19 protein-coding genes and 1 other RNA gene are annotated in these 22477 nt (G+C 62.1%); 6 read left to right on the top strand and 14 right to left on the bottom strand.

Annotated elements, in window-relative coordinates:
* Window positions 1-80: 80 nt before the first annotated feature.
* Window positions 81-457, top strand: a transfer-messenger RNA (tmRNA) gene (gene ssrA / locus CXR25_RS13575).
* A gap of 80 nt (window positions 458-537) precedes the next feature.
* Here the strand turns inward: ssrA and CXR25_RS13570 are convergent.
* The 4 genes from CXR25_RS13570 to speB form a co-directional block, all read right to left on the bottom strand.
* Window positions 538-2190, bottom strand: coding sequence for a thiamine pyrophosphate-binding protein (locus CXR25_RS13570; protein WP_009881957.1), 1653 nt, complete (start codon window positions 2188-2190; stop codon window positions 538-540).
* A 236-nt stretch (window positions 2191-2426) separates the two neighbouring features.
* Window positions 2427-3950 carry a sodium:solute symporter family protein gene (locus CXR25_RS13565; protein ID WP_164513973.1) on the bottom strand — a complete coding sequence of 508 codons (1524 nt, stop codon included), beginning with the start codon at window positions 3948-3950 and terminating at the stop codon, window positions 2427-2429.
* A 49-nt stretch (window positions 3951-3999) separates the two neighbouring features.
* Window positions 4000-5682, bottom strand: coding sequence for a thiamine pyrophosphate-binding protein (locus CXR25_RS13560; RefSeq protein WP_125240633.1), 1683 nt, complete (start codon window positions 5680-5682; stop codon window positions 4000-4002).
* 2 nt (window positions 5683-5684) lie between these two features.
* Window positions 5685-6695: an agmatinase gene (gene speB / locus CXR25_RS13555; protein WP_009881961.1), complete on the bottom strand. Its 1011-nt coding sequence runs from the start codon at window positions 6693-6695 to the stop codon at window positions 5685-5687.
* 135 nt (window positions 6696-6830) lie between these two features.
* Here speB and CXR25_RS13550 point away from each other — a divergent pair, with 135 nt between their 5' ends.
* Complete coding sequence (locus CXR25_RS13550) at window positions 6831-8312, top strand: PucR family transcriptional regulator (protein WP_069600629.1); 1482 nt, start codon at window positions 6831-6833, stop codon at window positions 8310-8312.
* A 12-nt stretch (window positions 8313-8324) separates the two neighbouring features.
* On the opposite strand, the gene CXR25_RS13545 is transcribed toward CXR25_RS13550, so the two are convergent.
* The 7 genes from CXR25_RS13545 to CXR25_RS13515 are packed head-to-tail and all read right to left on the bottom strand — an operon-like array spanning window position 8325 to window position 14615.
* Entirely contained in the window at window positions 8325-9434 is a 1110-nt protein-coding gene (locus tag CXR25_RS13545; RefSeq protein ID WP_009881963.1) for a histidinol-phosphate transaminase, read from the bottom strand.
* Between the two features lie 23 nt (window positions 9435-9457).
* Entirely contained in the window at window positions 9458-10252 is a 795-nt protein-coding gene (locus tag CXR25_RS13540) for a tetratricopeptide repeat protein (RefSeq protein ID WP_101583420.1), read from the bottom strand.
* Entirely contained in the window at window positions 10249-11322 is a 1074-nt protein-coding gene (locus tag CXR25_RS13535; protein WP_101557222.1) for a vWA domain-containing protein, read from the bottom strand. The genes CXR25_RS13540 and CXR25_RS13535 overlap by 4 nt, the downstream gene beginning before the upstream one ends.
* A complete protein-coding gene (locus tag CXR25_RS13530) occupies window positions 11319-12293 on the bottom strand; it encodes a vWA domain-containing protein (RefSeq protein WP_069600626.1) in 975 nt (324 codons plus the stop codon). The genes CXR25_RS13535 and CXR25_RS13530 overlap by 4 nt, the downstream gene beginning before the upstream one ends.
* A complete protein-coding gene (locus tag CXR25_RS13525) occupies window positions 12284-12736 on the bottom strand; it encodes a hypothetical protein (protein ID WP_069600625.1) in 453 nt (150 codons plus the stop codon). Before CXR25_RS13525 ends, CXR25_RS13530 begins: the two co-directional genes overlap by 10 nt.
* Window positions 12723-13607 carry a DUF58 domain-containing protein gene (locus CXR25_RS13520; protein ID WP_096145922.1) on the bottom strand — a complete coding sequence of 295 codons (885 nt, stop codon included), beginning with the start codon at window positions 13605-13607 and terminating at the stop codon, window positions 12723-12725. The genes CXR25_RS13525 and CXR25_RS13520 overlap by 14 nt, the downstream gene beginning before the upstream one ends.
* A gap of 12 nt (window positions 13608-13619) precedes the next feature.
* Entirely contained in the window at window positions 13620-14615 is a 996-nt protein-coding gene (locus tag CXR25_RS13515; protein WP_114319881.1) for an AAA family ATPase, read from the bottom strand.
* 588 nt (window positions 14616-15203) lie between these two features.
* Here CXR25_RS13515 and nrdH point away from each other — a divergent pair.
* From nrdH to nrdF, 4 genes are all read left to right on the top strand, one after another.
* Window positions 15204-15452, top strand: coding sequence for a glutaredoxin-like protein NrdH (gene nrdH, locus CXR25_RS13510; protein WP_009881976.1), 249 nt, complete (start codon window positions 15204-15206; stop codon window positions 15450-15452).
* A 1-nt stretch (window position 15453) separates the two neighbouring features.
* On the top strand, window positions 15454-15867 hold the full coding sequence (nrdI, locus tag CXR25_RS13505) for a class Ib ribonucleoside-diphosphate reductase assembly flavoprotein NrdI (RefSeq protein WP_009881978.1): 414 nt from the start codon (window positions 15454-15456) through the stop codon (window positions 15865-15867).
* 5 nt (window positions 15868-15872) lie between these two features.
* The gene (gene nrdE / locus CXR25_RS13500; protein ID WP_240513611.1) at window positions 15873-17999 is read left to right on the top strand and encodes a class 1b ribonucleoside-diphosphate reductase subunit alpha; all 2127 of its coding nucleotides are present in this window, start codon (window positions 15873-15875) and stop codon (window positions 17997-17999) included.
* Between the two features lie 145 nt (window positions 18000-18144).
* Window positions 18145-19125, top strand: a complete 981-nt coding sequence (nrdF, locus tag CXR25_RS13495) for a class 1b ribonucleoside-diphosphate reductase subunit beta (protein ID WP_009881980.1) — start codon at window positions 18145-18147, stop codon at window positions 19123-19125.
* A gap of 160 nt (window positions 19126-19285) precedes the next feature.
* On the opposite strand, the gene CXR25_RS13490 is transcribed toward nrdF, so the two are convergent.
* From CXR25_RS13490 to CXR25_RS13485, 3 genes are all read right to left on the bottom strand, one after another.
* Window positions 19286-20401 carry an FUSC family protein gene (locus tag CXR25_RS13490; RefSeq protein WP_125240632.1) on the bottom strand — a complete coding sequence of 372 codons (1116 nt, stop codon included), beginning with the start codon at window positions 20399-20401 and terminating at the stop codon, window positions 19286-19288.
* A gap of 228 nt (window positions 20402-20629) precedes the next feature.
* A complete protein-coding gene (locus CXR25_RS18675; protein WP_164513972.1) occupies window positions 20630-20794 on the bottom strand; it encodes a hypothetical protein in 165 nt (54 codons plus the stop codon).
* A 363-nt stretch (window positions 20795-21157) separates the two neighbouring features.
* Entirely contained in the window at window positions 21158-22420 is a 1263-nt protein-coding gene (locus CXR25_RS13485) for a D-alanyl-D-alanine carboxypeptidase family protein (protein WP_125240631.1), read from the bottom strand.
* Window positions 22421-22477: the final 57 nt, after the last annotated feature.

Raw genomic sequence — 22477 nt, 5'->3', positions numbered from 1 at the left:
CGAGTATGCTGGTTATTCTGGTCAGCGCATGAGCCTGTTTATGCAGGTGAATGAGCTGGGCAGGTTTGGTAAAAGAATATGGGGATGATCGGTTTCGACGTCGGACACTGCGACGGGAGAAGCGGGCCGAGAATGTAGAGTCATCTCGTTAATGTCCTCTGCAAAACAATAGGTGCTAAGTCTAATAACCGCACCGATTTCGCCCTCGCTGCCTGATTAGGCCGAGCTGCGAATCCGTCAGTCTAGAGTTGCTTCCACTCTAGGTCCTGGCGTCGCTTAGGGAGCCACTGCTTCAGATATTTGTTGAGGGTATCTGAGGGACTTTTACTCAACTCCGTTCGTTGGTCCACATGTTCGTGTGAGGGCCAGAACCTAAGAAACTACTTCACGAACTGCGCCCGGAGAAGTCCTGACAATCTGCCGACGGACGCGGGTTCGATTCCCGCCATCTCCACCCATGGAAGAAGCCCGGTGACTCAGAGTTCTGAGTCACCGGGCTTCTTCGCGTCCGGAATCGCGACTGAGCCGCCCGCGCCCCTACGAGTTCACACGAATGACTTCCTCCTGGTACGGCGCGATGACCGCACCCGAGATCCGCAGGTCGAGGACCAGGAACTTCCGTTCGTCGACCGGAGTCGCCTTCCACTCGTTGACGACCTCGAGATCAGCCAGCGAGCGAACCGCGACACCCTGTCCTCCGGCAGCGCTGCCCAGGGCTGCGAAGTCGATCTCGTCGATGAGCATCGGCGACTTATCCAGCCCTTTGAGACCGTACAGGTTCACCTCGGCGCCATAGGCGGCATCATTGAACACTACGGCCATGCCGCGGCCTCCGGCTGAACGGATGGCGGTGTCGAGGTCGGACAACGCCATGGCGCCGCCCCCGTCGCCGGTGGTGAGAACGATCGTCGAATCCTGATTGGCCCGGGCAGCCCCGGCGACGCTGTGCCAGCCGAGTCCGATCGACTGGAACGCGGTGCCGACCATCGCCAACCGGTCGGGTGCGCTGGGTTCCCAGAACATGTTCGCCCACGCGATGAAGTGACCGCCGTCGGAGACAACGACGCGGTCCTCGGGCATCAGTTCTCCGAGTCTCGCAGCGGCTGCACGCGGGTCCAGGCGACCGTCCTCAGCAAACTCCGTCCCCATCTCATAGGCCCGGTCGGAAGCTGTGTCCACGGTTTCGCGCCACCCGCTCGGCTGAGATCCGGCAGCTTCCAAGCGAGAAACCAGCTCACCCGCGGCAAGTTTCACGTCGCTGCGGATGAAACCGCCGACCCTGGCATTCGTTGCCCGATCGTCGGTGTCGATCTGCCAGACAGTCGTCGACGGGTGGAACAGTTCGCCGAAGCGCATGGTGAACTGGTTGAGCGAGGCCCCGAAGACGACGGCGACATCGGCTTCATGGATTCGTTCCATCGCCTCCGGGGCTCCGAAGCCTCCGGCCACACCCAGGTCGAACTCGTCATCAGGGAAGACGTTTCGGCCCAGAGCAGTCGTGGCAGTCAATGCCCCGGTGGCCTCTGCCAGGGCGCCGAGTTCCTCTTCTGCCCCCGCCAACCACGCGCCTCGCCCGGCCAGCAGAACTGGTCGCTCCGCCTCGGCGAGGGTGGAGGCCAAGCGAGCGAGTGAGGTCTGTACGAATTCGGACGACGGCGCCAGGGGAGTGGGCTGACCAGGTCCCGGGACAGAGGGAATCTCGCCGATGTCGAGGGTCGCGACATCGTAGGGGATCGCCAGGACGACGGGCACACGGTACGTCAGCGCGTGCTCGATGGCCGTGACAGTCGCGGCCGCAGCATCGACGCGCCCCACGGTGTAGGTGCGCACGCCCACGGCCGAGGCCATGGCGATCTGGTCGACATCCCACGGGCGAGGTCCGGACGTGGGCTCATCACCGACGACGAGGACGAGCGGAACCTTGGCCTGCGCGGCCTCGGCCAGTGCGGTGAGTGTGTTCGTGAACCCGGCCCCGTAGGTTGTGGTGGCCGCAGCGATTCGCCCGGAGGTGCGGAAGTGCGCATCGGCGGCGACGACCGCGCCGGCCTCGTGGCGAACGGCAGTATAGGTCGCCGAGGTGGAGGTCAGCAGAGCATCGAGGAAGTAGGCGTTGCCGTTGCCCATGAGTCCGAAGACCTCATCGATGTGGTGGGCCAGGGTGTGAGCGACGTGGGCAGAAGTGTGAGCCATGCGGGGCCTTTCGCGAATGAGAGATATGGAAGTGAACGATCCATATATGTCTCACACGCGTTGTCCGCGGCTTCGCGCTCCTTTTTCGAGCGCCGGCTGTTCGGCAGCAACCGGAATCGACGTTGTCACCGGCCTGACCATTCGAATATAGATGAAAGCGGGCCGGTCGTCCAAGCCGGCACCTTCTCGGTGCAGACTCGAACGACCGGCCCGCTGGCAGCCAGTGCGGATGCTGACTAGCGGTTCAGGCGTTCCTTCCAGGCGGCCATGACCTCTGGAGGCGTCGGCTTCGTCACCAGCGAACCGATGACGTAGCCGAGCAGCGAGGCGATGAGGCCCAGGTAGATGGCCTCGTTGGAGTAGATGCCCATCGTGATCATGATGACGATCGTGGTCAGCGAGCCCAGGATCATGCCCGCCATGACACCGACGATGTTGCCGCGCTTGAAGATCAGCCCGCCGAGAATGGGGATGAAGAGTCCGGCCACCAGCAGGTTGTAGGCGACCGTCAGTGCCTCGACGACACTGGGCATGATCATCGCGAGGATGAGGGTGACGACGCCGAGGCCGATCAGGTAGATGCGAGAATCGCGGATCTCATCGCCGGTCTCACGCACCAAAGATTTCACCAGCGTCGACTTCGTGCTGCTCGAGCCGTAGGTCGGTACGCCGTCGGTCTGGGTCGCGCCCTCTGGTGTCGAATCGGGCACGTCCTTCGTCGCCGGAGCGATGTCCTTGCGAGCCAGCAGGGGTTCGACGATGTCCTGGCGGCAGACGGTCGCGGCGGCCATGAGTGAGCCGGATGCCGTCGACATCATCGCTGCCAGTGCCGCGGCGAGGACGAATCCGCCCAGCAGGGGTGACATCGCAGCATCGACGACGGCGACGAACACATCGTCTTGGACCTCGATGCCGGGAACGATCTTCGTTGCGGCCATGCCGATGAGCGCACCGGCCACGGCGTAGAGGAGGCAGTAGACGCCAGCGGACAGACCGCCCCACCTGGCCACACCCGGGCTGCGTGCGGTGAACACGCGCTGCCAGATGTCCTGGCCGATGAGCAGCCCCAGAGTGTAGATGAGGATGTAGCCCAGAATCGCCTGCCAGCCGATGCCCACAGGGCTGGTCTGCTCGGCCGGCAGTGAGGAGAACAGCTCTCCGATGCCGCCGGACTTGCTCAGCACGACCGGGAGCATGATGAGGAAGATGCCGATGGTCTGGATGAAGAACTGCACGAAGTCGGTCAGCGTGATCGACCACATTCCCCCGAGCATCGAGTAGAGGATGACGATGCCGCCGCCGATGAGCACCGACCAGAACTTATTGAGGTCGAAGAGCGCATGGAAGATCGTCGCATAGGCGACCGTCGACGTCGTGGAGATCATCAGCCCGTAGGCGGTCATGATCGTGCCCGAGACCAGGCGGGAGCCCTTCCCGTAGCGCAGCTCCAGCATCTGCGAGACCGTGTAGATCTCCAGTTTCTGAATCTTCGGGGCGAAGAACAACGAGAGCAGGATGATGCCCAGGCCGATGCTGAACACCAGCCACATCCCCGACAGTCCCGAGGTGTAGCCGAGTCCGACGCCGCCGATCGTCGAGGCTCCGCCGAGCACGACAGCGGACATCGTGCCCGTGTACAGCCACCCGCCCAGACGGCGGCCGGCGACGAGGAAATCGTCCTGGTTCTTCGCCTTGTACCGGCCCCAGATTCCGAATCCCACCATGGCGGCGAGGTAGATGATGACGACTAGAGAGTCCACGTCGACCCTTTCTTGATTGGCTGCGTGAGCAGCCGGCTAATTGGGTGCTTCAGCACCCGACGGTGATGTGAATGGTGGTGGGAACACTTCGTTCCAGAGCCTCGGCGACGGCCGCCGGCAACATCTCGTCGATGTCGGACTCAGCGATTGTGACCCCTGCCCCACCCATGGACTGGCCCAGGGCTGCGAAGTCGGGACGGGCGAGCTTGACCGCGAACGGTTCGATCGTCCGGTCGACCATCTGAGCCTCGATTTCGGCGTACCCGCCGTTGTCGACGATGACGAAGGGAATCCCCAACCCCAGCTCGCTGGCCGTCATCAGTTCCTGGATCGAGAACATGGCCGCCCCGTCTCCGAGGATGCAGGCAACCGGTCGAGCGCTGTCGGCCAGCTTCGCCCCGATGGCTGCCGGGATTCCGTAGCCCAAGGTCGCGAAACCGGGCATGTAGAGCAGCTGGTCGGGTGTGCTGGCCGTGAGAGCATGCACGGAACCGTCGTAGGTGACCTGGGACGAGTCCCCGGCGACGACGACAGCAGGTCCTGCACCCTGTTCGACCAGGCGGGTGACGCGGGCACCGATGGACTCGAAATCGAAGTCCGAGTTCCATGAGCCTCGGATCGCCGCGACCCGGTCGCTTCCGGTCGACGCGGCATCCCTCGCCGAGGTGGTCGTGGCCCCATCGTGGTCCAGCTCGGCCATCAGCGTGGTGAGGAACTCGCCCGCGTCTGCGCAGGCGAGGATGTCCCCGCCGAGGTTCTTGCCCAACTGGTCGGGGTCGATATCGCAGCGGATGACGAGCTGCGCGGAATTCTCATCGCGGATCCCGACCGAGGTCTGGGCGCCGATGAGTCCGCCCCACAGATCGGAGTCAGCCAGTTCGGAACCGAGGACGATGAGGACGTCGGCGGCAGCGGACTCGGCCTGGACACTGGGGAAGCGGACATTGGAGCCCAGCGACAGCGGGTGGGTCTCAGAGATGATGCCCTTGCCGTTGGCTGTTGTGGCCACAGGTGCGTCAAGTCGCTCGGCGAATGCCCTGACCTCGGCACTTGCCCGCCGGGCACCACCACCGGCGACGATGAGCGGGCGAGCGGCGCCGGCCACCGCCTCGGCGGCACGGGAGACGACACGCGAATCAAGACCGGGACGGCGTCCGGGAATCGGGGTCGGCACGCTGCCGTTCCAGGCGCCCTCGAGCACGTCGAGGGGAACCTCGATGTGAACGGGGCCGGGACGTGACGAGGAGAACATGGCGAACGCCTCGGCGACGGCCTGTGCAGCACCTTCGGCGGTGCGCGTGCGCTGGGAGGAGACCAGCAGGCGGTTCAGTGCGCCCGAGGAGTCCTTCGTCTCGTGCAGCATTCCGACATCGGCGCGCTCCATGCCGGTGGGGACACCGGGGGAGAGGATGAGCATCGGTCGTGACTCCGCGTACGCGGTCGCCGCAGCCGTGATGACGTTCGTCAGTCCCGGACCTGAGGTGGTGATGACGACCCCGGGTTTGCCGGAGACGAGGAAATACCCGTCGGCACCGTAGCCGGCACCCTGCTCGTGGCGCGGAGTGATGGCCCGGATGCCGAATTCGCTCGGGTGGCGGTAGAACTCGAGATTGTGTGTGCCGGGGATCCCGAAGATCGTGTCGACGCCGTGTGCGGCCAGAGTCGCGATGACGGCCCGACCGCCGTTGCGGAACTCTTCGCTGGGTGCGGCGCTGTTCTTGTCATCTGCCATGGTCAGACTCCGAGCGCTTCGCCGCTGGGTCCCGAGGGACCGGTGAGACCATTGGCCTCGGCGGCCCACAGGGAGAGCATCTCGTAGCCGACGTGGGCGGCGGCGAGTCCGGTGATCTCGGCGTGATCGTAGGCCGGTGCCACTTCGACGATCTCGGCTCCGACGACATTGAGTCCCTGGAGTCCGCGAATCGAGTTGAGCAGTTCGCGACTCGTCATGCCGCCGGCCTCAGGCGTGCCGGTGCCCGGAGCTGCGGCCGGGTCGAGGACGTCGATGTCGACGGAGAGGTAGACGGGTGCGTCACCGAGTCGTTTGCGTATGCGGGCCACGACTTCCTGGACGGAGGTGAACTGGTAGTCGTCGCTGCGGATGATCTGGAAGCCGAGCACGGCGTCGTCTTCGAGATCCTTCTGGCCGTAGAGGGGTCCGCGGATGCCGACATGCATGCAGGATTCGAGGTCGAGCAGGCCCTCTTCGCTGGCGCGGCGGAACGGGGTGCCGTGCGTGTATGGAGCACCGAAGTAGGTGTCCCAGGTGTCGAGGTGGGCGTCGAAGTGCAGGACCGCGATCTTGCCGTGCGTCTTGTGCAGGGAACGCAGGTTCGGCAGAGCCAGTGTGTGGTCACCGCCCAGGGTGAGCAGCTTCGCCCCGTCGGCGCGCATCTCATCGGCGGTGCGTTCGACTTCGGTGATGGCTTCTTCGATGTCGAAGGGGTTGACGCCCAGGTCACCGCAGTCGGCGACCTGCTGCCAGGTGAATGCGTGGACGTTCGTGGCCTGGTTGTAGGGGCGCAGCAGCTTCGAGGACTGGCGGATGTGGGCGGGACCGAAACGGGCACCGGGACGGTAGCTGACTCCGGCGTCGAAGGGGACACCGAGGATCTTGACGTCGATCTTCTCACCAGGCCTCTGGGCTTCGACCTCGTCGATGCGCGGGAGCAGGCCGAAGGTCGGTGGCCCTGCGAATCGTGGTGTCTTGCTGTAATCGGCTGGTCCCAGGGGTTGAGTCGACATCGGCTCTCCTTCGAAATCGTGAATGCTGACGGTAGTGCGTGATTGCCATCAGCCTAGGACGTGGCTCACACCACGCCGATATCCACAATGGACAATCTGGAGAATTGAGTATCCAGTGCGGATAGTATTGGGGGCATGGTCACTTTGGGTCAGCTCTGGGCGCGGCAGGAACTCGCGCTCGATGTCGTCGTCGATTCGCCGCACTCCAGGCTGGAAGATGTCACGATCGTGCACTCCTCGGAGCTGCCCGCCGTCGACGAATGGCTGGCCGGGGGAGAGGTCCTGCTCACGATCGGTGTCGGCCAAGACCTCAGCGGCGACGGCGTGGGTGACTATGTTGGGCGCCTCAAGAGAGCGGGTGTCCACGCACTCGGCATCGGTCTCGGCTCTGCCCTGCCGTGGCAGGAGCTTCCACCGAAGCTGATCGAGCAGGCGAGGGCGCAGGAGCTGGCCCTGTTCGGGGTGCCCGAACCGGTTCCCTTTGTGGCCGTCGTCGATGCCTTCACCAGAATGCGGGAGGAGGAGACGACCCGGGAACTGACCCGGGCCAGCAGCGCGGGACGCCGCTTCGCCACCGACCTTGCGCATCAGGGTCCCGCAGCTCTGGTCGACGATCTGGCCCGCACGCTGGCTGCGGCTGTCCACTTCGTCTCACCCACAGGCAGGGGACTGACCGGCGCTGATGCGAAGACTCAGGTGCGCCACGAGCTCATTCTCGAGGCCCTTAAGCCCTCCATGGCCCCGCGCCTTCTGCGCACTGAGGCGGGCATCGTCGAGGCTGTTCCGGTCGGAGACGAGCAGGTGCGGGCCTGGATCCTCGCACCCGCCGAGGCGACCGGAAATACCCGCACCCGCGCCCTCCTTCTCTCCACCGCAGCGGCACTGCTGAGTCTGAGCATCACGGAGGCCCCACCTCGGCGATCGGAGTCACCGCTCTTCACCACTCCCTTGACACCAGCTCAGGCACGGACCGAGTGGGTGCAGGAGACCGGTCTGGCTCCGGTCTCGCGAGTGAAGTTCACGGTCTTCGGCAATGTGCGCGGTGAGGACCCGGAGACGCTGATGGGGGATCTGGGACCCGGAACACTCCTGGTCCGTGCAGGGGCGATGCTCGGCGTCATCGAGGCTGGCAGGCAAGACACCGATCGCATCTATCGCGATGCCGCAGACTCCGCAGGTTCCTCAGATCTCGCAGCAGATCAGGTGAGCATGGTCGACCGGGTCGCGGAGGTCACTGGTCTCAGCGAACTGTCCACGAAGATGATCCCACTGGCCCAGGTCCACCACGCCTGGACCGTGTGGCGAACGCAGCACGAAACCGCGAGCTCGGATGTGCGGGCGCTGCTGTCATCGATCGATGAGGCGGCGGCGCAGAGATTCGTCGACCGAGTCCTGGGCGCGCTCCTCGCTTCACGCGACGAACAGGACCTGCTGCTGACGCTGCGGTCGTTCATCGCGACCGGGGGAGTCAGGGATGCGATCGCGACCGAGCTCGGCATTCATCGCCACACAGTGCGAGCACGTATGGCGAAGATCGAGACATTGTTGGGCCGCGACCTCAGTCGGGCCGAATCGGTCCAGGCCGTGGCCTTGGCCCTGGAGCTTGCCGAACTCTGAAAGTCGGTCGGCTCAGCCGAAGTGCTCGGCGTAAAAGGCCGATGCGACCGTGAGGACCCGGTCGAGCCCTTCCTTCTCACCGATGCTGATGCGGACCCCATCTCCGAGGTTGCGCACCGCGACAGCCTGTTCGACGCAGGCATCTTCGAAGGCTGAGGACAGCGGACCCAGCGGCAGCCACACGAAGTTCCCCTGCGCCTCGGGCACATCCCATCCTTGGTTGCGAAGAGCCTCGGCGAAGTCATCGCGGACGGCCGCGATCTCCTTGGCCCGGATACCGACCTCATCACTGTGGCGCAGGGACTCCAGTGCGGCAGTCTGGCTGACATCGGTGACTCCGAAGGGGATGACGGCCTTGAACAGTCCCTGGATGACCGATGCGTGAGCGAGCGCGTATCCGACCCGCAGGCCGGCCAGAGCGTGAGCCTTCGAGAAGGTCCGGACCAGAACGACATTGGGGTAGTCGGCCACGAGAGCGACCCCATCGACGACTCCGTCGGCGGTGGCGAACTCCCAATAGGCCTCGTCGAGGGCGACCAGCACCGTCGCTGGGACGTGATCGAGGAATCGGCGCACCTCCTCATCGCGCAGCGCCGGCCCTGTCGGATTGTTCGGGGAGCAGAGAATGATGAGGCTGGTCTTGTCGGTGATCGCCGCAGCCATCGCGTCGAGGTCGTGTCGACCGTCGTCACGGACCGGAACCTCGACCCGTTTCGATCCGGCCAGACCCGTGGTTTGGGGATACATCTCAAACGAGGGCCAAGGGTAGATCGCTTCGGTGCTGGCGTCCGAGGTGATCTGAGTCAGCGCCACGAGCAGTTCGCTGGCGCCAGTGGTCACGATGAGCTCATCGAGACTCACGCCGAGGCGGTCGGCCAGTTCTGTGCGCAGAGCCAGTGCCGCATCATCGGGGTACAGGGCAGGATTCTTCGCATCGGCGACCATGGCTGCGACGACGGCCGGCAGCGGCTCGAGGTAGTTCTCATTCGATGACAGTTTGAACGGGGTGAGCCCGTCGATCTCCTTGGGTGCCTTCCCAGGAACGTACGGTGGGAATGTCTCCAGCGAGGCCCGCAGCCGCGGGGTCGAGGTGCTGTCAGCTGAGGTGTCCGGAGTGCTCATGGAATCATGATCGCACAGGAGACTCACCAGGGTTTGTCCGGGGCCGAACGACCTCCGTCACCGCCAGGTCCCTGCTGTTGCTGTTCACGGTCCGAGTTCTCGCCGCGCTTGCGCAGCTTCTCACGCTTCTGCTCCTCCTCGGACTTCTCTCCGGAGTCATCAGATTTCTCTTCGCCTTCGTCAGAGCCCTCTTTCTCGTCCTTCTTCTTCGAGTCGTCTCCGGAGTCGCCGTTCTTCTGATCATCGCCCTCAGAACTCTCGGAGTCGTCGCTTTCGGACCCCTCCTGCTTCGACTTCTCTCCGGCCTTCTTGTCCTCGACGCGTTTCTTCGCCTCGTCGCTCTTCTGCTGCTCTTCGCTCTTCTTCGGCTGGCATTCCTTCGGAGCATCCTCCAAGGTCTTCAGCGACTGTTCGTAGAGTTCATCGGTCTTCTCAGGGTCCTGGCCCGCAGCCTCATCGGCGAGCTTCTCGTAGACATAGGACAGGTTGATGCGCACGGCGCACTCGTCCCGGACGGGAGCAATCTCGAGAGCCGACTCGAGGTCGTCTCGCGCTGGTTCGAAATCGCCGACTGCTGCCTCCGCGGTGCCGCGATTGTAGTAGCCGATGTGGCGTTGGACCGGACTGAGTGTGAGGAAAGCGGTCGATGCCTTCTTCGCTCCGGGGAAGTCATTCGACGAATAGCGTACCTGTGAGGCCGCCCCGAAATAGAGGGTCGCAGCCACATAGCCGAAGACGAGCAGCAGGACGGAACCGATGATGATGTTGATGCGAGACAGCCTGCGCATCGTCGACCAGGTGCGTGTGATCCGGTTCATGGCCGACCTCCTCGCCGTGTGGGGGCGATGGTACGCAGCCGCAGCAGTTCGCGGACCCCGAACACCATCTCGACTGCGATCCACGCGAACACGAGGATCAGGGGGACCCAGAAGTATTCGTCGACGGTGACGCGGCCATCCTTCTTCACCAGAGTCTGATCGTACTTCGGCGCCGAGTAGACGCTCGACATCGAGGCCCCGCCCTCACGATGGTGGTATTTCACGCCGAGGTCAGTCGCCAACTGTTTGAGGTTCGTCTCATCGATCTTCGAGATCCCGGGATTGCCCTGCCCATCGCGAATGTACTCGTCGGCTGATCCACCGGACCCGCCAGCACCGTCAGGGTCTTGGGGGTCGCCGAGGCCGGGATCATCTCCGGGAGACGATCCGTAGCCGAAGGGCTGGGGTTCCTTCATCTTCCCGCCCTGCGCGGTTCCGTATCCGAACACCGCGCCATCATCGATGCGCGAGGCGAAGGATGACCATGAGTCGACAGAGGTCTCAGCCGTCTGCTCACCGTCGCCGAAGTAGAAGACCAGGCTCTTGTTCTCAGGACGATCCTCCTGATTGGACTTCATGCGTTTGTCCAACTCAGCACCCGCCTCGGTGATGGACGAGCCATTCGAGTTCAACGACATCTCGGGGCTGAGGACGTCGACGGCGGAGGCGAACGCAGCATGGTCGGTCGTCAGCGGCATGACCGTCGAAGCGGTTGAGGCAAAGGAGATGATGCTCAGCCTGGTGCCGGGGAGCTGCTTGGCCAGGTCGAGCATGTCCTTCTTCACCCCTTCCAGGCGGGTCTTGTCACCGTCATAGTCCTCAGCGGCCATCGAAGTCGTCGTGTCGACGAGGAAGTAGACGTCGGCTGCGGCCTCGTACTCCTCGGTTGAGGATTTGATGGGAATGCCGGGGCGGGCCAAAGCGAGTGCGAGCACGACGACAATGCCCATGCGTGCGAACCATTTCCAACGCGGACCGTCCCCGCGCACAGCCGGAATGATGCACACGGTCAGCAGAGCGAGGACGAGGAAGCCCCATCCGAACCAGGTGAAGACGGGGTCGAAGATCATGATTTGGTCCTCCATGCCAGAACGAAGACACCGGCGAGGCCGAAGACCGCGATCCCGAGGGGAACGGTGGGCATGTCATGGACGACGGTGTAGGAGCGGCCGGGAGTGTTCTCGGCCTCCTGGCTCTGGATCTCTGAGACGATGCGGTCGATCGTCGACGCCGAACCCATGTCGAACTGCTTTCCTCCTGTGCGATCGGAGACCGACTTCAACTCCTTGGTCTGCGGGTTCGTGAGCACCGATGGGGGAGAGAGGCTGTAGACCCTGACATCCGACTCCACTGCGATGTCCGTGGCCTCGTCGAGGTCGAAGAGCGGGTCACCTGCGAGCATATTGTCGGTGGCGAAGACGATCGAGCGTGAGCGATCCTCGTCCTGACGATCGAAGTTGTCCACGCAGGAGACGAGACCGTCGCCGATGAGGGAGGACCCGCCGATGTTGGGAGGTGAGGTCGACCAGGAGTAGTCGGTGCCCTCCGAACCCCAAGTGCGGAATCCCTCCTCAGCCTCTTCAAGGTAGTTCTGGACCATCTCGTAGTCATCGGTGAGTGGGAATGCGGAGACAGCGGTGGAATTGAACACGGTCATGCCGATGCGTTCGCCGTCGAACCGGTCGACGAGTTCCTGATAGGCCTCGAGGAGATCGGCATCGTATCCGAGCATCGAACCGGAGACATCGAGGCAGAGCATGACGTCACGCAGCTTCTTCTCCGGGTTGACGGTCTCGACCCAGGCAGGCCGAGAGATCCCGGCGAGCGTCGACAGTCCGGTGAGGGCGATGACCGCGAGGAAGGCGACCGTCGTGAGCAGGCGAGTCCGCATGGCTTTGCGGAAACTCGGCAGGGTCGTTATCCGGGCGCTGTGTGCCACGGCAAGTGAGGAGGCGGTGGCCTTGGGCCTGCGAAAGAAGAAGACCGCGGCCGCGGCCAGCACCAGGAGGATGATCGCCAACCACCAGAGCATCAGGACCATCGCGTCACCAGCTTTCTGGCACCGGCGATCTGGGGCCCCAGATCGTGGGCTTCGTCCTCAGCGAACTCCGCCTCGTAGAGTCCCGACAGGGACTCGGCGAGGTCATCGAGACCGGCCACAGCCGCGTCTCGGTAGGTGAGGTGCTCGGCCTTGACGCCCCACGCGTCACGAGCGAACTCGCGCACGATCTTCGCCAGGTCCCGGGCGGAATCCCTGACGCCGACATCTCCGTCACCGAGTTTCGACTCGACGGCGGCGATCCGTGACATGTAGGTGCTGCGGACAGGAATGGGAATGCGCGGCCGGGATTTCGCACCTGAACCGGCAGCCGCGCGCAGCAGCGGAGCGAACAGATTGAGGACGGCGGCCAGCAGAACGGCACAGGCGGCGACATACCACCAGGCCGAGAGCTGCAGCGGCGCGACGAGTTCAGCGGGGCCCACGGCGGTGCCTCAGCAGAAGAGTGTGGAGATTGCCCAGTGCCTGGTCCGGGTGGGCGAGTTCGGTGTGTGAGATCCCGAGCTTGGTCAGCAGGTCGCTTCGGTGCTGCCGGCGGCTGGCCTCGGCGGCGTGGAATTCGGCGCGCACACTCGGATTGGCCATCACGGATGATGGCAGGCCGACGTCCGGTCGTGAGACGTCGAACGGCGCCGAGGCGGTCGGCAGCTGGGCGAGGTCTGCGTCGGTGATCGTGATCCACAGGATCTCGTGCTGCGCGCGCAGACGTTTGATCGTGGCCTCTTCCTTCGCGCCGAGGGGCGCTTGATCGGAGATGACGACGACGAGCATCCGGTGGTTGATGTGGGTGGCGATCCACTGCAGCTGCTCATTGATCGAACCGTCGCTGTCGGTGCCGGCTTCGGCGAGGATCTGCTGCAGCAGGTTCTCCAAGTGGGCTTCGCTGCCCTTGCGGGGCGATGCGGTGGACCGCGCTGAGTTTCCATGGACGAGCATCACGTCATCACCGTGGCGTACGGCAAGGTAACCGGTCATTCCGGCCATGAGGATCGCCAGCTGTCGTTTGTCGACTCCCGCCGAGGTGACGGCGTCGAAGTTCCGGGAGGAGTCGACGACCAGTGCCAGAATGTGCCTGCGGTGGGCGACGTAGCGTTTGACCAGTGGGTTCGAATGTCGAGCCGTGGCCTTCCAGTCGATGTCGCGGATCTCGTCGCCGGGGATGTAGTCACGCAGGTCATCGAAGTCGAGGCTGTGTCCGTGGAAGACAGAGGAATAGTCCCCATCGAGGAGCCGGCGGGTCCGACGGTGTGCGTGGATGGTCATCCGCGCCTTGATCCGATTGAGCAGAGCAGTCATCGATGCAGCCGATCAGGGAGTCGGGACGGCCATGAGAAGGGCATCGACGACCTGTGCGCTCGTGATGTTCTCGGCCGCGGCTTCGAAGTTGAGTTGGATGCGGTGAGCGAGGATCCGGTGGGCCAGGTCCTTGATGTCCTCGGGGATGACGTAGTTGCGGCCCCGGATCATCGCCAGGGACCGTCCGGCGTTGGTGAACGCGATCGAGGCACGAGGACTGGCGCCGTATTCGATGAAGGGAGCCAGGCGACCCAGATACTTCGTGGTGTTCCTGGTCCCGTGGACGAGCTCGACGAGGTACCAGCTGATCGATGGGTCGACGTAGATGGTGCGTGCATACTGCTGCAGCGTCTCCACGTCCTCGAGGCTGCACGAGGGCTTAGGCACGGAGTCGCGGTCGAAGACACCCGAATCGAGACGGGAGAGGATCTCCATCTCCTCGTTGGGACTCGGATGGGTGAGGAGATCTTTGATCATGAACCGGTCGAGCTGAGCCTCGGGAAGCTGGTAGGTCCCCTCCTGCTCGATCGGGTTCTGCGTGGCCATGACGAGGAACGGACGCGGAAGTTCGAACCGCTGGCCGCCGATCGTGGTCTGCTTCTCCTGCATCGCTTCGAGCATGGCGCTCTGCGTCTTCGCCGAGGACCGGTTGATCTCATCGAGGAGGACGATGTTGGCGTGCACGGGGCCCAGGACCGTATTGAACGAGCCCTCCTGAGCGTTGTAGATCTGTGAGCCGATGATGTCGGCTGGCAGCAGATCGGGAGTGCATTGGATGCGGGAGAACTTTCCGGCCACCGCATTGGCCAACGCCGCTGCCGCGGTCGTCTTGGCTAGTCCAGGAACACTCTCCAGGAGCAGATGACCACCGGAGAGGAGACCGATGAGCAGGCTCTCCCGCAAACGCTGCTGCCCGACGACGAAATGGTCCAAATAGGACTCCAAGCCTTTGAGAATCGATTGAGCATGCGCGATCTCTTGAGTGTTGGCGGGTGCCGTTGCCGTCATGGTGGGGCCTCTCAAATCTCAACTGGCTGACAAAACAAGCATATGGGCTGACCCTGACACACGTCTGGGCACTTTCGTGTCAGTACCGACACATACAGTTCAAGGAACGACACACAGCCGTGGAAGGCGCCGCGAAGTCGCGCACAACGCCACGAAATCGACGCGATGAAGAAGGGAGGCGGTGACCGTGGAAGTGGACCATATTCGACCGCAAGCGCAGTCGAGCGTGACACGCCGAAAAAGTGCCCACAGGTGAAATTTTTATCTGTGGACAAGTGTGGAAAACGCAGTAGGGGGAGGCGCCCGAAAATGGGTTTTCGGCCCCGCTGCCCAGTGTCCTCGCAGGTGATCGAACTACATCAGTGTCATTCGTGACTTGTGGATGACTGTGGACGATTTGAACACAGGGTGTGGATGATCGAAACAACACTGGTGTAACACTGGATATAGGGGTAGAGTCGACCCCGAGCACAACATCTAGTGGTCACACTCGGGCCTGATCTGCGTGATATTCGTCATTGTCAAGGTCATAGCCCGAGCTGGACATACCGTGGAATCTAAGCCGAAGTGCAGAATTGAGGAGTCGCGATGATCACCGTGTACACCAAGCCATCTTGCGTCCAGTGCAACGCCACCTACCGTGCGCTCGATGCCAAGGGTCTGAAGTACAAGTCGGTCGATCTCAGTGTCGATGAGAACGCCTTGGATGTCGTCAAGGCCATGGGCTACATGCAGGCTCCCGTCGTTGTCACCGACAACGACCACTGGTCAGGTTTCCGTCCGGACAAGATCGCCACTCTGGCCGGCGAGCAGACCTCGGTCTCCGTTGTAGCCTGACATGCTCCTGGTCTACTACTCGAGCAGCTCTGAGTACACCGACCGATTCGTCAGCAAGCTGCGGCACCCCTCACGCCGACTTCCCCTGCTGACAAAAGATGAGACGCTGGCGATCGACGAACCGTTCGTCCTTGTGACTCCCACCTATGGAGCCGGCCCCAACAGAGGCGCCGTCCCCAAGCAAGTGATCAAGTTCCTCAATATCGAATCGAATCGCCGCCACCTCGTCGGCGTCATCGGCGCCGGAAATACGAACTTCGGCGAAGAATACTGTCGCGCGGCACACAAAGTGGCCGCGAAATGCAATGTACCCGTGCTGTACCGTGTCGAACTCCTCGGAACCCCAGAGGACGTCGAAGCAGTGAATTTAGGATTGGACAAACTGTGCGCGAGCTCGCTGAAGACCGCAATGTAGAAGACATCATCCGCGAAGAGACGGATCTTGACTACCATGCGCTCAACGCCATGCTGAACCTCTACGACCAGGATGGTCGCATCCAGTTCGAACGTGACAAACAGGCTGCCAGGCAGTACTTCCTGCAGCATGTCAACAACAACACAGTCTTCTTCCATGACCTCAAGGAGAAGCTGGACTACCTCGTCGAGAAGGAATACTACGAGCCCGAAGTTCTCGATCAGTACTCCTTCGACTTCATCGAGGAGCTTTCGAAGCACGCCTATTCGGCTAAGTTCCGGTTCCAGACCTTCCTCGGTGCTTTCAAGTTCTACACCTCGTACACGCTGAAGACCTTTGACGGAAAGCGCTACCTCGAACGCTTCGAAGATCGCGTCGTCATGGTCGCACTGTTCCTGGCTCGCGGCGACGAGACCCTGGCTAAGCAGCTCGTCGACGAGATCATCCATGGTCGGTTCCAGCCGGCCACCCCGACCTTCCTCAATGCGGGAAAGAAGCAGCGCGGCGAGCTTGTCTCCTGCTTCCTGCTGCGCATCGAAGACAATATGGAGTCCATCGGCCGTTCCATCAACTCCGCTCTGCAGCTGTCCAAGCGCGGCGGCGGTGTGGCCTTCGCTCTGACCAACATCCGCGAGTCCGGTGCACCGATCAAGAAGATCGAAAACCAGTCCTCGGGTGTCATCCCCGTCATGAAGCTGCTCGAAGACTCCTTCTCCTACGCCAACCAGCTGGGTGCACGTCAGGGTGCCGGTGCCGTGTACCTCCACGCTCACCACCCCGACATCTACAAGTTCCTCGACACCAAGCGCGAGAACGCCGATGAGAAGATCCGGATCAAGACGCTGTCCTTGGGCGTTGTCATCCCGGACATCACCTTTGAACTGGCCAAGCGCAATGAGGACATGTACCTCTTCAGCCCGTATGACGTCGAACGTGTCTACGGCATGCCCTTCTCCGACGTCAACGTGACAGAGAAGTACGAGGAGATGGTCGACAACGCGGCCATCAAGAAGAACAAGATCAATGCACGCGAGTTCTTCCAGACCTTGGCAGAGATCCAGTTCGAGTCCGGATACCCCTACGTCATGTTCGAAGACACAGTGAACAAGGCGAACCCGATCGACGGCAAGATCATCATGTCGAACCTGTGCTCCGAGATCCTGCAGGTCTCCGAGCCCAGCAAGTACGACTCCGATCTCGGATACGACGTCGTCGGCAAGGACATCTCCTGCAACCTCGGTTCCCTCAACATCGCTCTGACGATGGACTCGTCTGACTTCGGGCAGACCATCGAGACTGCGATCCGCGGACTGACCGCTGTCGCTGAGACCTCTGACATCCAGTCGGTGCCCTCGATCGCCCGCGGCAATGACATGTCGCATGCCATCGGACTCGGCCAGATGAACCTCCACGGCTACCTTGCCCGCGAGCATATCTACTACGGTTCCGATGAGGGCCTCGACTTCACGAACATGTACTTCTACACCGTCGCCTACCACTGTGTGCGGGCATCGATGGAGATCGCGAAGGAACGTAAGACTGCCTTCGCCGGATTCGAGAGGTCGAAGTACGCGAGCGGCGAATACTTCGACAAGTACACCGACGAAGTGTGGGAACCACGCACCCGGCGGGTGGCCGAGATGTTCACCGAAGCCGGTGTGCATATCCCCACTCAGGATGATTGGCGTGAGCTCAAGGCTGCAGTTGCCGAGCACGGCATCTACAACCAGAACCTGCAGGCCGTTCCGCCCACAGGATCGATCTCCTACATCAACAACTCGACGTCGTCGATCCACCCTGTAGCTTCGAAGGTTGAGATCCGCAAGGAGGGCAAGATCGGTCGGGTGTACTACCCGGCACCCTTCATGGACAACGACAACCTCAAGTACTACCAGGATGCCTACGAGATCGGCTACGAGAAGATCATCGACACCTACGCCGAGGCCACGAAGCACGTGGACCAAGGCCTGTCGCTGACCTTGTTCTTCATGGACACCGCCACGACTCGTGACATCAACAAAGCGCAGATCTACGCGTGGCGCAAGGGCATCAAGACCATCTACTACATCCGGTTGCGCCAGCTCGCGCTGGAGGGCACCGAGGTCGATGGCTGCGTTTCCTGCATGCTGTGACCGTTGAGCGCTGTGGGCCGGTGCAAACCGGCCCACAGCCTCTTGACCCGGGGCCTGCCCATCGTGCAGGCTCCGGGTGCTCAATATTCTTAGTCTGCTGAGCAGACGATACGTACGCACGACGTACCTGCAACTTGGAAGAGAGATGGAAACGTTGGAGAATCTGACTTTGGCCTCGCACGTCGACGCCATCAACTGGAACCGTGTCGTCGATCCCGTCGACGATGACGTCTGGGATCGCCTCACAGGAAACTTCTGGCTGCCTGAGAAGGTGCCGCTGAGCAATGACATTCCCTCGTGGGCCACCCTCACCGAGGAGGAGAAGACGCTGACGATGCGCGTCTTCACCGGTCTGACTCTGCTCGATACGATTCAGGGCACCGTGGGTGCGATCTCTCTGATCCCGGATGCGGTCACGCCGCACGAGGAAGCAGTGATGACGAACATCGCGTTCATGGAGAGCGTGCACGCGAAGTCCTATTCGTCGATCTTCTCGACCCTGTGCTCGACGAAGGAGATCGACGAGGCGTTTCGTTGGTCGCGGGAGAACACCTACCTGCAGTCCAAGGCCGACATCATCCTCAGCTACTACCGCGGCGATGACCCGCTCAAGCGCAAGGTTGCCTCCACGCTGCTGGAATCGTTCCTCTTCTACTCCGGCTTCTACCTGCCCATGTACTGGTCTGCGCACGCGAAGCTGACGAACACGGCGGACCTCATTCGCCTGATCATCCGCGACGAGGCTGTGCACGGCTACTACATCGGCTACAAGTACCAGAAGGGCCTGGAGTCACAGTCCGAAGAGCGCAAGCAGGAGCTCAAGGACTACACGATGAACCTCATGTTCGAACTCTACGAGAACGAGGTTGCCTACACCCATGACCTCTACGACTCGGTGGGCTTGGCCGAGGACTGCAAGATGTTCCTCCACTACAACGCCAACAAGGCTCTGATGAACCTCGGGTATGAGGCGATGTTCCCGAAGGAGGTCACCGAGGTCAACCCGGCGATCCTCGCGGCGCTCTCGCCCAACAGCGACGAGAACCACGACTTCTTCTCCGGGTCCGGATCCTCCTACGTCATCGGCAAGGCCGAGAACACGGAAGACGACGACTGGGACTTCTGAGTCATCTTTCAGGCGCTTGAGGGACCGAGTCCTCCGAGCGTCAGCGGCCCATCCGAGCACACACTGCTTGGGTGGGTCGCTTTTCTGCATTGAGGAGTCTGCAGGCGAAACCGGTTCAACTCAGCTGCTCAACTCAGCTGCTCATCTCAACTGACTATTGTCAGCGAGATTCGCGTGCCTCACGTGCGGAGGCGACGTCGTCGACGATTGCCGCGATGTGCTGCATGCTCGCGATCAGCGACCCGTACAGGGCCCAGGAGCGCTCAGGGAGGCCGTCATCGGCGGCCATGGTCACCGACAGTTCTTCGAGGCGTTTGAAGATCGGCTCAACCTCCGCATCCGGGTCGGCAATCGATCGCCCTGCGTCGCGGACGATCGACGTCCACTGCTCGCGAAAGCGAGAGTCCCATTCGCCGTCTTCATAGGACCCCTCGCGCAGAGTTCGCGTGAGATGGCGCAGATGGGAGATGCCTTCGTCCACCCGCAACAGGATATTCTCGTAGCTGGCTTCCTTCGGCGATGTCTGAGTGTCCCGAGCCTCGCCCGATGGCGTGCGCCTCCGACGCAGACGATGACGCGGATTTGCTCGTTGGCTCTCACGAGCGAACTTGACCGACTGCCATGCGGAGTTCATCTCTTCGCTCATCGACTCGGTCTCATTGAACCAGTCATCGGCGTCCGCGGTTTCCCAGCCGTCGTCCAGTTCATCTGCCATGTCGACGAGCATGTTGCCCATGCGCCGGTTGATGCTGTCGACGTACCGTGCGGCCTGCTGATCCCGCAGCGGCGGAATCACCAGGAGATTGACGATGATGCCGACGGCAATGCCCAGGCAGAGCTCGAGAATGCGTTCGCCGAGCAGTGGCTGTTGGCTGTCGAAGCCGCTGCCGAGGACGAATATCCCCGTCGTCGCGATCGCCACGCCCTCGTCACGTATCCACGGCAGACGCGCGGCAGCGAGACCGACTAGGAGCGCGAGAGCAAATGTCCAGATGCTCACCCCCAGGTAGTTGCCGATGAGGAAGGACAAGGCAACACCGAGAGTCGAGGCGATCGTCGACTGTGCTCCGCGAGACAGGGAGCGGTGGACGGTGGCATGGACTGTCAGCAGCGCCGCCCACGGAGCCAGGAACGGCATCTGGGAGTTGAGGACATTGTCCGACAGCCACCACGCGCCGGTGGCCGCGATGACGGTCTTGACGATCTGGAGAACGTCCGTTGCAACGTCGGGGCGTCTGGCCAGCAGTGGTAGCTGGTCTCGTGAGTTCTGCGGCATTGGTCGTACTTTCGGACAGAGGCCATGTAGGTCTCACTCTACAAGGCATGAACGGCAGGTGACCGGTACAGGCGAGGGGCATGGGCACAGGGGATGGGCGGAGAATGAGAAAGCCCGACATTCCTGCAGGCGAAACCTGCGAAATGTCGGGCAGAGGTCAGACTGTCGTGGTTCTCGCTCTGCTTAAAACCCAGCAGTGCGAAGGAAAACCTTGACAGACGGCGGCGATCAGGCCGCCAGCGGCGTGATCTCACGCAGCGATGAGCCGGTGAACAGCACGACGCGGCCGGTGTTGTCACTGATCGTGACTTTGCCGTTGCGGGTGCTGATCTTCGGATCAATCAGTCCTGCATGCTCAATGGCACGCTGGACCCACTGTGGGAACTGAGTCATCGTTCCCTCCTTTCTTAGCTACTTCGTCGAAGGGCATGCATCAACGCATGTCATTCTCATTGTTTTCGTGGTAGCGACGGGGCAGTCGCCGGGGTGCCGGCCGCGAACCGCGTAAATCGGAAGCTGGCCTGCTGAAATGTCACCGTGGAGTGGGTTGATCCTTCACGGTGGGGGATCTGCGATTCGAAGTGAGACAGTGTCCGTGGCGAATCATTTGAAATGTCGAACCTGGATCTGAGTTCTCACTCATGGGCGACGTGTCATCGTGCTCAGTGGATCAGATGGTTCAATGAAGCCGGACAACTTCGAACGCAAGACACCAGCTTAACCGCAGTGGAAACGAGAAGTCAAAACGGCTATTGATCAGCGGGGAATCTTGCCTCGACGCAGCCTCACCAGGATGATGAGCGCGGTGAGCAGCAGAGCAGCCGCAACAAGCAGCATTCCGACGGGGAGCAGCGACTCATTGGCTACGCCGAACGTCTTCGACGACTCCTCGGAATAAGAGGTCTCTGCACCGTCGCCGGACTCCACCTGGGCGCCGACTGCTGAAATTTCATCTGCGTCGGCTCCGCCGGCATCGCTGCCGCTCTCCGAAGCGCTCGGGTCGCCACTGGGCGTCACTGTCTGGCCGACCGGGACGGTCTGCAGAGATTTGGGATCCTTCTGGGCGAAGTCCCATTCGAGGAGGTCGACCGCTGCCTGCCGGGAGTTATTGTCGATTCCGAGCATCGTCGAGACGACACGGCGGCCATCACGTTCTGCCACCGCGATATACGCGCCCTTGGCCTGACGCGTGAACCCGTTCTTCAGCCCGAGCCCACCGTCGACCTGGCCGACGATCTTGGTATGGTTCTGAATCTCGTAGCCCTTGAACTTCTCCTTGGTATCCGGGTTCTTGCCACCCGGGAACTTGTAGGTCTCGGTGTCGATGACGCTCATCAGATAGTCGTTCTCACACACCGCCCACGCCAGTTTCATCATGTCTGCGGCAGTCATGTACTGATTCTTATCGTCGAGGCCCGAAGTGTTCGCCGCGTGAGTGTTCGTCATCCCCAGCTCTTCGGCCTTCTCGTTCATCAGCGCCACAGCCTTGTCCTGACCGCCAGCGGCTCGCCCGAGCGCATTCGCAGCATCGTTGGCACTCGACATCAGCATTGCGTGGAAGAGCAGATCCACGGTGTAGTCGTTCTTCTGCATGAGACCGACCTTGGTGCCGTCGATCTCCATGTCCTCGAACTCTGCCTCAACCTTCTGCTTCGGATCGTCGAGGACCTCGACGAGCGCGAGGGCGGTGAGGAGTTTGATCGTCGATGCTGGGGCATGCTTTTTGTCGATGTCATGCGCGACCTGGAGCTCACCTGTGTCGAGGTCTCCCACCAGCCATGACGTTCCCACTGGTGTCGGTGGCTTCGATCCGTCGCCGAGGTCGGCCGGAGACTCGTAGACCTTCTCCGGTGTCTCCTCCGGTTGGCTCAGACCGTGCGAGGTGCTGGGGGAGAGGACCAGCTGAGCCCCAATCAGCACCAGAGCGATTACGGCGCTGACGAGGAGACGAAGTCCTGCCAGAGGTGAACAGGGGAGGACCGCTGTACGCGTCGGAGAAGAAGGATGGTGAGAACGCATCGCACCAGTCTACGACCGAGGGGAACTGGGAGCTTTCAGGAAACTCGGTGCGATTGG

This window comes from Brevibacterium aurantiacum, assembly GCF_003932995.1.
Taxonomy (GTDB): domain Bacteria; phylum Actinomycetota; class Actinomycetes; order Actinomycetales; family Brevibacteriaceae; genus Brevibacterium; species Brevibacterium aurantiacum.
Note: the sequence above shows the minus strand (reverse complement) of the source record. Positions and strands in the feature narration are given on the sequence as shown.

Bases quoted from the DNA above. Each gene is read 5' to 3' on its own strand.
- CXR25_RS13570 (WP_009881957.1), bottom strand. From the start codon at position 2,190: ATGGCTCACACTTCTGCCCACGTCGCTCACACCCTGGCCCACCACATC.
- CXR25_RS13560 (WP_125240633.1), bottom strand. From the start codon at position 5,682: ATGGCAGATGACAAGAACAGCGCCGCACCCAGCGAAGAGTTCCGCAAC.
- speB (WP_009881961.1), bottom strand. From the start codon at position 6,695: ATGTCGACTCAACCCCTGGGACCAGCCGATTACAGCAAGACACCACGA.
- CXR25_RS13550 (WP_069600629.1), top strand. From the start codon at position 6,831: ATGGTCACTTTGGGTCAGCTCTGGGCGCGGCAGGAACTCGCGCTCGAT.
- CXR25_RS13545 (WP_009881963.1), bottom strand. From the start codon at position 9,434: ATGAGCACTCCGGACACCTCAGCTGACAGCACCTCGACCCCGCGGCTG.
- CXR25_RS13540 (WP_101583420.1), bottom strand. From the start codon at position 10,252: ATGAACCGGATCACACGCACCTGGTCGACGATGCGCAGGCTGTCTCGC.
- CXR25_RS13535 (WP_101557222.1), bottom strand. From the start codon at position 11,322: ATGATCTTCGACCCCGTCTTCACCTGGTTCGGATGGGGCTTCCTCGTC.
- CXR25_RS13530 (WP_069600626.1), bottom strand. From the start codon at position 12,293: ATGGTCCTGATGCTCTGGTGGTTGGCGATCATCCTCCTGGTGCTGGCC.
- CXR25_RS13520 (WP_096145922.1), bottom strand. From the start codon at position 13,607: ATGACTGCTCTGCTCAATCGGATCAAGGCGCGGATGACCATCCACGCA.
- CXR25_RS13515 (WP_114319881.1), bottom strand. From the start codon at position 14,615: ATGACGGCAACGGCACCCGCCAACACTCAAGAGATCGCGCATGCTCAA.
- nrdH (WP_009881976.1), top strand. From the start codon at position 15,204: ATGATCACCGTGTACACCAAGCCATCTTGCGTCCAGTGCAACGCCACC.
- nrdI (WP_009881978.1), top strand. From the start codon at position 15,454: ATGCTCCTGGTCTACTACTCGAGCAGCTCTGAGTACACCGACCGATTC.
- nrdF (WP_009881980.1), top strand. From the start codon at position 18,145: ATGGAAACGTTGGAGAATCTGACTTTGGCCTCGCACGTCGACGCCATC.
- CXR25_RS13490 (WP_125240632.1), bottom strand. From the start codon at position 20,401: ATGCCGCAGAACTCACGAGACCAGCTACCACTGCTGGCCAGACGCCCC.
- CXR25_RS18675 (WP_164513972.1), bottom strand. From the start codon at position 20,794: ATGACTCAGTTCCCACAGTGGGTCCAGCGTGCCATTGAGCATGCAGGA.
- CXR25_RS13485 (WP_125240631.1), bottom strand. From the start codon at position 22,420: ATGCGTTCTCACCATCCTTCTTCTCCGACGCGTACAGCGGTCCTCCCC.